Source organism: Polystyrenella longa (assembly GCF_007750395.1).
GTDB classification, from domain to species: Bacteria; Planctomycetota; Planctomycetia; order Planctomycetales; family Planctomycetaceae; genus Polystyrenella; species Polystyrenella longa.
The window spans coordinates 1644774-1657191 of sequence record NZ_CP036281.1 but is presented as its reverse complement, the minus strand read 5'-3'; the positions used below and the strand labels follow the sequence as shown (position 1 = coordinate 1657191).

Genomic DNA, 12418 nt, shown 5'->3' with positions numbered 1-12418 from the left:
GGGAAGAGAATACATGCCAAGTCCAATGAATTCCTCCTCGGCGAAACAGCCTGCTTCGACTGGCCCACTTAAAACTCCACTCTCGACTGAACCTCGCTGGATCGGGATCAGCTTTATACTGTTGACTTCGTTGATGTGGAGCACCAGCGGTGCTTTCGTCAAATCGCCTGCTTTTGCCGATATGCCAACGGATGAACGGGGACTGTTTCTGGCCTGTTTCCGAGCCATGTTCGCCGGGTTGTTTCTGTTACCATTCGCCTTGCGCGGCCGGTTCACCTGGGAACGGCCCATGCTCTGGATGGTTCTCTCGTTTGCCGTGATGAACATCACCTTTATCACGGCAATGTCTTACACCACGGCGGCAGCTGCGATTTTCCTGCAATGCACCAGCGCGATCTGGGCTCCCCTGATGAGTCTCGTTTTTCTGAAAGAACCCTTCTCCCGCGCGCATCGAATCGGGTTGATTCCGATTGCATTCGGAATTGTCCTGTTCGTTTTCTGGGACATGCGTCCTGAGCATCTCATTGGAAACCTGCTCGCGCTGATCAGCGGTGTCGCCTATGCCGGAGTGGTGGTGACATTGCGACAGTTGCGGAATCATAATCCTTATTATCTCGCCTGCATGAACAACTTGATCAGTGGCCTGGTGGTTCTTCCCTGGTTACTCAGCATTAATTTCTTCACGGGGGCAACCGCTCCTGATGCCATTCATTGGTACCTGGCGATCGCCATGGGTATTTTACAACTCGGCTTGCCGTATGTGCTTTTCGGGTTTGGATTAAAACGAGTAACGGCGGGCGAAGCTTCGCTACTGGTCCTGATCGAGCCGATCCTGAATCCGTTATTCGTCTGGTTACTCTGGAGCATCCCCGTCATGGCACGAGACGTCTGGGGAGGGAGTTTTATTCTGGCAGGTTTACTTCTCCGCTATTGCCTTGAATACCGGGCCATGCGCGCTCTTCTCCCAAAATGAGCTTGCGGCTTCACGTATTGTAAATGATCTTCCCTGGAGCATTGCAAGCAAACCCTACAATCGGAACAGACTGTCTTTTTTTTCTATTCTGTATTTGATTCTACTGTCGCATTTTTGCCTGACAGTCATTGACGATCTAGGTTTACGCTGGAACCCGAGCCCTTGGATTCGGTCTCGGGACTTCTATAGCTGTCCCAACAGTTAATTCCAGTTCCGTTTGAATTTCCGATTCTCAACCGAACCCACCGGGCCGGTTCATAATCAGAAACTCTGCGCGGCACCTCTCCTCACCTCTCGTGAATACAGATTCCAATTCGTCATGCCGAACACGACCGCAACCAGGAGTGACGCCAGTTCCTATCTCGCCAAGTTTCCCCTCGCGGATCTGCGAATGGGAGCGATGCTCTTTTCCCCCGTCTTCGACGCAACCAGTGCGCCTCCAAAACTGTTACTGGCTGCGGGAACAACCCTGACCGAAAGTCTGGTCGTTCAGCTCAAGAAAAAGGGCATTAAAGAGGTTCGAGTCGCTCCGCAAGAGCTGATGAATCTGACGACCATCGAGTCGCAAGTCGATCACTCGGTTGAAGAACAAGAAAACGCCAGTCGACATTTTGAAGCTCGGCCCAAGGCAAAATTAGAACCGAAGAAGTCGACGAATGCATTCGATTCGCGCAAGCCAGGCAGCCGCTGGGGTGCTGTTCCTGAATCGTTTATTCATAAAGTGCCTCGAATGGAAGCAGTGCAGTACGATCCAGTACTCGCCTCTCATATTAAACGCCAATTTTCGCAGAACTTACGCGTCAGCGAACAGATCTTCCATGAAATCAATCACAGCCAGATTAATCATTCGCGAACCTGTCACGAGTTAATCGGCGGTTCTTTCGAACATATCCAGAATGACATCGACCTTTTCCTGAACACAAATTTGACGTCACGCAAATTCACCGGCCCTTGGAAACAGGGATACCAGTCCAGCATGCTGGCCGTGGCGATGGGCACCATCCTTGGATTGAACCAGCAGGAATTGCATGAATTGGCGATGGGATGCTTTCTGCACGATGTCGGAACAATGCGGCTGAATCCGAAATTAGTCCAATCATCAATACCGCTTTCCAGACTCGACCAACTCGAACTGTCAAAACACCCCGGCTACTCAATGGACATTTTAACAAAATGGCCGGATATGCCCGGAAGTTCCTGCCTGATTGCTTACCAGATTCACGAACGCTGTAACGGAACTGGCTACCCGAATGGTAGGACAAGTCCTCAGATTCATTATCTTTCCAAAATAGCCGCTGTCGCCGATACCTATATCGAATTGATGTCTGAGAAAAGGGACTCCGAAGCAGGAACATTACCTTATCAGGCCATTGAACAAATCCTATATCAGGTTCGCGCGGGAAGCTTTGATCGTGAAGTGGTTCGAGCCCTGTTGTACACGGTTTCGATCTTTCCAATTGGTTCTCTGGTGGAATTAAGCGACTCTCGAATTGGCCGCGTGCTGCGGAGCAACCGAGAGAACTACTTGACCCCCATCTGCGAATCCTGGTGGCGTGATGATCCTGTCAACACGAAAGAAATAATCGATTTGAGTACCCGGAATGACATTTTTGTCGTCCGTGCTATCTCGGAATCGCCCATTCCCACATTCCCTGAAGAAGGCCCGCTTTCTCGCGGCCCGATTGTACGAGAAGCCTTGCCCGACAATGATGAACTGTTCGGCAGCGCGAACAACCATGCGCACACATCGGCTACGATGTCGTTTCTCGACGATGAACTTTCATCCATTCTTGATGAACTCGATTTCTAGAATCGTCAACGCAATCTCTATACCTCAAATCAAGGCTGGGCAACTAACCCGACTCGCAAGTCCATCACGTTGGTGTGCGTAGGCCCCGTCTTTAGAAGTCCGCCCGTTTCTTCCAGGAATGGGTAGGAATTATGCATAGCGAGATACTCCTGCGGGTCGAGCTTCAATTGAATCGTCTGCTGGCGAACTTCTTCGTCAACATAACCTCCGGCGGCATCAGTGGGACCATCTTCTCCATCGGTTCCTCCCGAGAGTAACACGATCCGCTGCAAATCCTTCTCCAGTGCCCATGCTAAACCGGCCAGCACAAGTTCCTGATTGCGCCCCCCCTTACGGGGCTCTTCGCTGGGTTCTTTACTGGGTTTCAAAGTGACCGTTGGTTCGCCGCCACTGAGATAGCAAACAGGATTATTATCGCCTGCATTCGCATCCCGTTGTCGGAAAAGTTCCTGCATCATGCTGACTCCCATTTCGGAAGCTTCACCGGCATTTTTAGAACCTGCTGAGATGACTCGATACCCGCGTGCGGTGGCCTCTTGCTCCGCCGCTTGCAGTGCCACTTGATTCGTTCCTATTAATACATTACGAACCTGACTTGGAAATGGATCATCCGAGACGTGTTGCTGATCTGATACACGCAACCAATTGATCACGGCGGAAGGAGGGTGTCGCTCTGATGAAGTTCTCTTTTCAAGGATTGTCAACGCCTGTTGCGATGAGTCATACGTTTCCACCGTGGGACCAGAGGCGATGACATCGAGCGGATCTCCAATGACATCCGAGATGATTAACGAGACAATCGTCTTTGCTCTTTTCGCTGCTCGGGCGAGACCTCCTCCCTTAATTTCGGAGAGTGTCCGCCGCACCTGATTCAGTTCTTCAATGGGTGCTCCTGCCGAAGCCAGGAATCGGGTCACGTCCTGTTTATCAGCCAGCGAGATCCCCGAAACAGGAGCAGGCAATAATGCCGAGCCTCCTCCCGAAATGAGAACCAGAACTAAATCCCGCTCCGTCGCCGATCGAACTCGTTTGAGAATTTCCTGTGCTCCGGCGACACCTTCTTCCGTCGGTTCGTTGACTCCGGCAGGTCGCGCAGCGTACAGATGAATTCGTTTGAGAGGGCGAACACAATCAGCAGGAACATTGACCCATCCGCTGAGCCGATCCCCCAGAATCGGCTCCAGGCATTCTTCAACGGCACCCGCCATACCGGCCCCTGCTTTTCCCGTCCCAACCACAATCACTCGATCCACCTCCGCGAGTGAAAACTCTTCACCTGCGATGGCTAACTTATCTGTCGTACACTCCAAGTTTCCCCGCACGAGGCGTGCAGAATCGACCGCCGCGACGCCTGCCTCCCAAATCGCCAGAGCGTCTTCCCGGAGTGCTGAACCTGTTTTCATTAGTGATAATTCCATTACGTTTTGGTGATAATGTCGTCGAGGACTATTTCTGTTCTGATCTCTCAGAATAACGATTCCTATCGAGAGAAGAAATCGGCAACCCGATCTGTTATAATGCAGGCAGGAATTTGATTGACTCAGCGGTCCAGTTTCGCTGTCACTGCTAGTAGATGTCCACGTCAGAATATTTGAGACTCTCCCCGAACAGGCAAATGGAGTTATGCCCCGTATTAATCAGCTAGACGCGCATGTCGTCAATAAAATCGCGGCCGGTGAAGTGATTGAACGCCCCGCGAGTATCGTGAAAGAGCTGATGGAAAACAGCCTTGATGCGCTGGCGACGCGCATAGAAGTTGAGATCGTCAAAGGGGGCAGCGAACTCATCCGGATTGTCGACAACGGGGAGGGAATTCACCCTGACGATATGCTCCTGGCTATCTCCAGCCACGCCACCAGCAAGATCAAAGATGCTGATGATCTTTTCCATATTCATACAATGGGCTTTCGTGGTGAGGCGGTCGCGTCCATTGCTTCGGTCAGTCGATTGCATATTCGCAGCCGACAACCCGATGCGGATACTGGTCGCGAAATCGAAGTTCGCAGCGGAGCAATCGGCGAAGTCAAACCGTGTGGTTGCCCGGTCGGCACGCGTATGGAAATCACCCAGCTGTTTGGAAATACTCCCGTACGGCGGAAATTTCTGAAATCGCTCGGCACCGAGTTCGGACACATCAGCGAACAGTTCAGCCGAATCGCTCTCGCCAACCCACGGTTGCACGCGGTTCTGCGTCACAACGGAAAAACGATCTACGAACTTCCTGCCAGCGAAAATCTGCTCGATCGAATTCACATGCTGCACGGAAAAGAACTGACGGACAAACTAATCTGGATTGAAGCTGAAGCAGGCCCCTGTCGGTTATGGGGCTACGTCGGACATCCCAGCCTGAGTCGCTCGAATCGAAAGTTACAGTATCTCTTTCTGAACAACCGCTGGATTCAGGATCGCTCGCTGCAACATGCTCTCGGCGAGGCATACCGGGGTTTGCTCATGGTGGGTCGTCATCCTGTCTCCTTCCTCTATCTAGAGATCCCCCCTGAGACGGTTGATGTCAACGTGCATCCCACCAAGACAGAAGTTCGCTTCGAAGACAGCCAGCAGTTGTACCGCCTGCTCCTGTCGACGTTGCGCACAAAGTTTCTCTCAATCGATATGAACTCCAACATGAGCCTGCCGCAAAACAGTCAACATGCGGCAGCAGCTACGGAAGCGGAGCAGAACGAGACGCGGGAACAACTGATGAACTGGGCAAACGAGCAAGTTCAATCATGGAAACCTCAACCAAGCCAGGGACATTCTTACTCTCCCTCCGAACTTGCCGCTGTTCTGGAACGCACCGATCCTTCCTCGGCCCCATTCAAACCGTTCCCAACCGAAGGGGGTTCACAGCCAACGACCCAGGTCGGTGCCCTTTCTCATGCGGAACTACCTCCTTCGGAAGCCGTTTCTATTCCGGGGTTGGGGAAAGCGATTCAGGTTCTGGACTGTTATCTGATTACGGAAACGGAAAAAGGGATGACGATCATCGATCAACATGCCCTGCATGAACGAATTCTGTATGAACAATTCCGCGAGCGAACTTTAAACTCAGCAGTTGAGTCTCAGAAATTGCTGGTACCGCTACCGATTGAAATGAGCAATCGCGAGGTCGAAGTCCTGCTCGACAATCAGGATGTACTGACGCAACTCGGATTCGGTATTGCTGATTTTGGCAAGAACACGGTCCTGCTTGACCGCTACCCGGTCATGCTGGCAAAAGCGGACATGACTCACTTAATTCATGACGTGACCGAAGAACTTGATCGCCCCGGAAAAAAACCGGATCGCCGCGATCTGATCGATCATCTGTTGCACACCATGTCCTGCCGAGCTGCCATTAAAGCGGGACAACGCCTGAAGCCTGAAGAAATCGGAAGTTTGCTGGAGCAACGACATCTATTTCATGACACACACCATTGCCCACACGGTCGCCCGACGGCGCTGACTTTATCCCGAGCTGATCTTGATAAGCAATTTGGACGACTGGGTTAGAGTGCCGAGCCGGGAATGCGTTCGAGAGTACTTGATGAGTCATTTTGAGCCTTTAATTCCCTCCCATTTACTGAACTCTTCGCATGCTCACGACTCTCTGTAATTGTCATACCGAGACAAGTTTTTCGGACAGGTCAATTTGTTTCCTGGACTTTGATACGCTACGATAGATACCCCCCTGAAAATAAATTCACTTGCTGAGATCTATTAGCAGGGTGACTCTTCGTATTCCCTTCTCTACAAAACTTCTTAAGATAGACGATTACAAATTACAACGGCCCCCAATTCAGAATACAGATGCAAGACTGCAGTGCATTCTTCCTGGGCTACCCGGTTCTCGATAATCACTAATAAATCGATGCCCTCGTATTCCACCTGCCAAACCGTTCAACTTGTTCCATAATGATTTTGTTATCGTTCTCGGGGTTTTTCCTTCGAGACATGTCTGTCGATCGCACAGATAGCTACCCCGAGATTATCTCTCCCCTGAAATGTGAAACCGCATGGTCGATTCAGCCACCCCGGACTTTACCAGAATAGCGCAAACCCTGGACTTAAAAGTAGAACAGGTTACTCGAGTAACCGAACTACTCGACGAAGGCAATACGGTCCCCTTCATCACGCGTTATCGAAAAGAACAGACGGGCAATCTGGACGAACAACAGATTCGCGCCGTTGCTCAAGCCGTTAATTCTGCTCGTCAACTTTTGGAACGAGCCGAGACCATTGTGCGGCTGATCGATTCTCAGGGAAAACTGACTGACGAATTAAAAAAATCCATACAACAAGCGGACAGTCTGAAGCGGCTTGAAGACCTCTACCTTCCCTATCGACCCAAACGCCGATCCCGCGCTGCCCAGGCTCGTGAACGCGGATTGGAGCCGCTGGCGGAACTGGTCCGCAAACAATCCGAAGAACTTACGGACTTAAACGCAGCCGCGCAGGCTTACGTCGATCCAGCCCAAGAGCTTCCCGATCTGGAGACGGTCCTACAGGGAGTTTCCGATCTCCTGGCAGAAGGCATCAGCGAACAACCCGACCTCCGGCACAGTTGTCGGCGAATCGCCTGGAAAACGGGCGAGATGGTTGTCACTGTGATTGGCGAACCAAGCGAGAAAGCGCAAGCGTTCCGGGATTACTTTGATTACAAAGAACTCGTCTCAAAAATCCCCGCCCATCGAATTCTGGCAATCAACCGGGGCGAGAAATCGAATTTCCTCCGCGTGAAATTTAATTGGGATGGCGAGTCAGTTCTCCGACAGGCACGAGAGCATCTGGCACTAGACCAGCATCGATTCAAGGAATTCATGGAAGGATGCCTGGTCGACTGCATTACTCGATTAATTCATCCCAGTCTCGAACGGGAAGTCCGCCGGGAGCTGACTGAGAAAGCGGAAGACCATGCTGTTGATGTTTTCGCTCAGAACCTGCGCAACCTTTTACTGCAACCACCTGTCCGCGGCGAGAAAGTACTGGCTGTCGACCCAGGCTTCCGAACGGGCTGCAAACTGGCCGTGCTTGATGAACATGGAAACTGCCTGCGTCACGACGTGATGTACGTTACCGGCTCCGAAGAAAAACGGGCCGCAAACCGTGACAAGCTGGTAGAAATTCTGAATGAACATGATGTGAAACTGATTGCCGTTGGAAACGGGACCGCCTGCCGCGAGACCGAAGAGTTGATCTCCGAGATGATCAGCGAGAAGACACCCGATGTCCGCTATGTGATTGTCAACGAAGCGGGCGCGAGCATTTATTCCACAAGTAACGTTGCCCGGGAAGAGTTCCCCAAAGAGGACGCGACTGTTCGTGGTACGATTTCGATCGGACGCCGTTTGCTCGACCCTCTCAGTGAACTCGTCAAGATTGATCCACAGCACATTGGCGTGGGCATGTATCAGCACGATCTGTCCGTTCGCTCCCTGCGGGATTCTCTCGATGAAGTTGTTGAATCGTGTGTCAATTATGTCGGCGTCGATTTGAATACAGCCAGCTTTTCGCTGCTGCGGCACGTCTCTGGATTAAACCAGTTGATTGCCCGTCGCATGATCGAATGGCGAGAAAAGAACGGTCCATTTAACAACCGTGCTCAGCTACGAGAAATCGCCGGACTCGGCGAAGCGACCTTCACTCAAGCGGCAGGTTTTCTCAAAATCCCTAATGGCCCCGAACCACTGGACCAAACCTGGATTCACCCTGAAAGTTATGGCTCTGCCAGCAAAGTGCTTGCGAAAGTCGAGTTGGATGCGAGTTCTCTCTCGACAACTGCGGAAGCAGTTAAAGAGCGGCAGGAAAAACTGTCTCAACTTTCGCTCGACGACTTGGCGGGAGAGCTTGCAACAGGGTTGCCGACCTTGAAAGACATCATTGAAAACCTCTGCCGGCCTGGTCGGGACCCTCGGCAAAACATGGCGGGACCGATCTTCAAAAGTGGTATCCTGAATTTGAGCGATCTTCAGGAAGGCATGGAGTTGAGAGGAACTGTCCTCAACGTCGTCGACTTCGGTGTCTTTGTTGACATCGGTTTGAAAGACAGCGGACTCATCCATATCAGTCAGTTGGGTCAGCAATACATTAAAAGCCCGCACGACGTCGTCGCTGTAGGTGATGTGGTTCGATGTTGGGTCATGGGCATCGACCAGGAACGTCGCCGCGTTTCGTTGACCTTAATTGACCCCGCCGCACCGGTAGCAGAACCTGCGACCAAACCGAAACCACGTCGCCGTAAAAAACGTCCCTCCAAACCCAAAGAGGGTACGCCAGCCCCTTCAACGAATTCGACGGCACAGAAACCGACCGACAAACCCAAAGCAGCGAAATCACGGGCGCAGAGAAATACTCACAAGCCGAAAAAACCGCTGCCTAAACTAACTGAAGAAGTGAAATCGGGACAAACTCCCATGCGAGGATTTGATGAACTCAAGTCATTCTGGAAAGACAAGTAGCTCTCACTTTCTTTCGTTGACTTGAATCGCGGCTGAACGCCTTGCCGAAGTCCATCTTTCCGCAGTCACTGTCGGTAAGTCTGACACAATTGCGTCAATTGCCCTTGAATTGACCGTGCCTTGTGAATACATATCACTCTGTAAACACATAAAGATGCGTATTACAACCGAGGCCACCGACGCGGTTACAGGTCAGGACTTGTTTCAGCGCAGACCCAACTCTTCGCCTTTTTGAATTCAGACTTTCATCGAGATCAGTGTCATGAGCAAACAGTTCAAACCCGAGGATGTCGATTCGTTTATGAAACGATTCGTCCTGTTGATCGTCGTGCTGATCATCATTCTGCTTTCACCACTCGCATTTTATGCATGGTATCTCGACAACCGGATGCAAAACTTTCAGGACACGCTGCGTTTCCGACCTACGGATGAGATGACCGCTTCGGAAATGGTGACTGTCAAAGGGCATTACAACATTTCCAACCCGGTTTCGGGTCAGCTTGTCTACGTGCCTGCTTATTCCCACGTCTACCACAACTCGGGCGATCCCCATTTAGTGACGATTACGCTCAGTATTCGTAACACGAGTATCGACAGCCCCATCATCGTTAACTCGGTCCGTTACTTTGATACGGCCGGAAAAGTGGTTAAGTCGTTCTTCGCCGACCCTCTTTCGATTCCCGCACTCGGCACAAAAGAAATCCTGGTCGAACGCGAAGACACTTCAGGCGGCAGCGGAGCCAACTTTCTGGTCGAATGGGTCGCTAATCAGACCGTCTCGCAACCAGTCATCGAAGCCGTCATGATCGACACGAGTTCGCAACAGGGAATTTCATTCGCACGGGGGGGAACCATCATTGGGGAACTCATTCCCGAACAGGCAACCTCGGCAGAAACTCCGATTTCCACCGAGAGCGAAAACGAGTCTGAATAAAACTCGCAATCGCTCCTTAGGAATCGTCATCTCGATTCCGTTATCGTTGCTGTTTGTAAATTTCAGTAAGTAGCGCTTCGACCGATTTGAATTTCTTGCCCGATTCCATAATTGCTTCGACTTTGTTGCGTGCGTCGTTGGAAGTATGCCCTAAGCTGATCAGCGCTTCGACTGCCTCGCCGAGAATGTCGTCTCCGCCCGCTTCTTCTGGCCATTCTCGGGAAACCATCAGTGCGAACTTGGTCATTTTTCGCCGCAGCTTGGCAACAATACGTTCAGCGACTGCCGGTCCGACTCCCGGTAATGTTGTCAACTGTTTGACATCCTGCTCTTCAATCGCCGTCGCCACTTCCCGAACGGGCCGCACCATTGCTCGCAATGCTTTACGCACGCCGACACCATCGACAGAGCAGATCATCTCGAAGAATTCTTTCTCCGCATCTGACATGAAACCAATCATCCGTGGAACCAATCTGCCCTGCTGTGGATTCCCTTCCAGGTATTCGATTGTTCGCAAGTTGATCTCTGTTCCGACTTTGGATTGTAAATGTCGGCGAACGAACTCGGGAATTAAGACTTCATAGTCAAACGCTCCGATCCGTAACGTTGCGACGGTATCGGACAGATGAACAAGCTCTCCCTGAATGCGGGTAATCAATTTCGGCTTCCTTTTCCTGATGGTAGCTTTGCTTATGGCAGAGTTTCTTTTTGGGTGAGCTGATTCCTATCGGCTGGCGACAGGGATTACAAGCCCAGTTCATCCAGACGCTGTTTCACGGAGGATCGTAAATGGGGGTCCAGACTTAATGTCACGTCGGACCGCAGCGGTCCCGCTTCATCATTCCGTTTCCGAGTCGCATCAAAACCGATGCGGTTACCGGGTGGATTTACTACGGAGTGATTTCCGTGTATTTGATTCCCGTGCAATTGTTCGGTCGGTCCATCCTGAAACAGGCTATCGCGACCGGGATGACATTCCAGGCTGAATTGATGCCAGACCTGATTTTCCTGTTGGACGTCGATATTTTCATCAACCGCGATGAGGTATCGACAGTCTTGAAACGGAGGCAGACTCCAGAGGAAACTCATCAGATTCCGGGCCTGGTAGGCGTACGATTTGCGGAAACTGAAGAAAAGAATGAACCGTCCATAGCCAGACCGGACCAAATTTAAATCGGTCAACTCGGGATGGAACAAACGAATCAACGGCAGCATCGTCCGCTCAGTTGCCTTCCTCATCCAGAATTCTTCCGGACAATTCTCTCCCCAGACTGTGGTGTGCCATGTCGGTTTGCTGGCATGCGTGATGGCCGTCGCTTCAGCAACTGGCACAATTCCGGAGTATCCATTTTCTCCGAAACTAAGACCAATGCCTTCCTGATCGATAGCCTGAGGATCGGCGGGAATAAACCCTTCGATGACGAATTCACTCTCGGCAGACACTTTCAATTTATTGCTGTGGCATGGAACGATCTCGTACGATTTCTTTTTGAGAAAACCACCCCAGGCCAGCGGATCGAGCCCGAAGAGAATCGGGAAATGAGCCATCATCGCCGACACGGGATCCCCCCCCACCGTGATCGCAAAAGGTAAGGGCTGTCCCGCCGCCTGATACTGTTTGTGCAACGTTTCCAACTGGTCGGTCGGTCGCCATAAAACCGCGAGGCGACGTTCATCGATGATCAACACCGGATAGGAACCGATGTGCTGCGTCCGACCATCGGGAGTTTGTGTATAAAGTTGACCCGCGTTAATGAGCGGTCCCGCTTCATGTGGATAAAACTGAGGCGCGGGAAGCGATAGTAAATTCAACTCGCGTCCCATGTTAACGACTTGTTGACAGGAACCCTGGCTAACAGTCTTCGGGCTGAGATGGGTCAGCTTGCCCAACTGGGGCATCAATTTGAGGGACCCTAACATGCTCACTGGCAGATTGGGTTGGAAAAGATGTAGTGCCTTCGATCCTAGTTCATCGAGTGATTCCACTCTTAATGCGCGACAAAGGCGGGATTCCGTACCAAGCAAGTTGGCGACGATTGGAAATGTAAAACCGGAAACTTTTTCAAACAAGATCGCCGGACCAGCCTGATCGGGTTGCCTGCTCCAGAACTGACGGATGATTTCCCCCAGTTCGAATTGCGGATCGACAGCGGTCGAGATACGGTGTAAGTCATCTCGTTCTTCCAGATCGCGGAGAAAGGTGGTCAGATTGGCAAACATCCGAATTCCATAGCGTCAAAAATGAGATTCCTCCGGACAGAATT

At 51.4% G+C, this 12418-nt stretch carries 8 protein-coding genes; 5 read left to right on the top strand and 3 right to left on the bottom strand.

What is annotated here, in order from left to right; genetic code table 11:
• The first annotated feature begins 13 nt into the window (after positions 1-13).
• Complete coding sequence (locus Pla110_RS06200; protein WP_144994286.1) at positions 14-973, top strand: DMT family transporter; 960 nt, start codon at positions 14-16, stop codon at positions 971-973.
• Positions 974-1292: 319 nt separating this feature from the next.
• Entirely contained in the window at positions 1293-2783 is a 1491-nt protein-coding gene (locus tag Pla110_RS06195) for an HD-GYP domain-containing protein (protein WP_144994284.1), read from the top strand.
• Between the two features lie 29 nt (positions 2784-2812).
• On the opposite strand, the gene Pla110_RS06190 is transcribed toward Pla110_RS06195, so the two are convergent.
• Positions 2813-4186 (bottom strand): glycerate kinase type-2 family protein, encoded by a 1374-nt coding sequence (locus Pla110_RS06190; RefSeq protein WP_197440539.1) that lies wholly within the window; start codon positions 4184-4186, stop codon positions 2813-2815.
• A gap of 220 nt (positions 4187-4406) precedes the next feature.
• Here Pla110_RS06190 and mutL point away from each other — a divergent pair, with 220 nt between their 5' ends.
• The 3 genes from mutL (at position 4407) to Pla110_RS06175 (ending at position 10154) form a co-directional block, all read left to right on the top strand.
• Complete coding sequence (gene mutL / locus Pla110_RS06185) at positions 4407-6275, top strand: DNA mismatch repair endonuclease MutL (RefSeq protein ID WP_144994280.1); 1869 nt, start codon at positions 4407-4409, stop codon at positions 6273-6275.
• A gap of 503 nt (positions 6276-6778) precedes the next feature.
• Positions 6779-9220, top strand: coding sequence for a Tex family protein (locus Pla110_RS06180; protein WP_144994278.1), 2442 nt, complete (start codon positions 6779-6781; stop codon positions 9218-9220).
• A 262-nt stretch (positions 9221-9482) separates the two neighbouring features.
• Positions 9483-10154: a DUF3124 domain-containing protein gene (locus Pla110_RS06175; RefSeq protein ID WP_197440538.1), complete on the top strand. Its 672-nt coding sequence runs from the start codon at positions 9483-9485 to the stop codon at positions 10152-10154.
• A gap of 40 nt (positions 10155-10194) precedes the next feature.
• Here the strand turns inward: Pla110_RS06175 and ruvA are convergent, their stop codons facing one another.
• A complete protein-coding gene (gene ruvA, locus Pla110_RS06170) occupies positions 10195-10812 on the bottom strand; it encodes a Holliday junction branch migration protein RuvA (protein WP_144994276.1) in 618 nt (205 codons plus the stop codon).
• An 86-nt stretch (positions 10813-10898) separates the two neighbouring features.
• Positions 10899-12374: a UbiD family decarboxylase gene (locus Pla110_RS06165; RefSeq protein WP_144994274.1), complete on the bottom strand. Its 1476-nt coding sequence runs from the start codon at positions 12372-12374 to the stop codon at positions 10899-10901.
• Between the last annotated feature and the right edge of the window lie 44 nt (positions 12375-12418).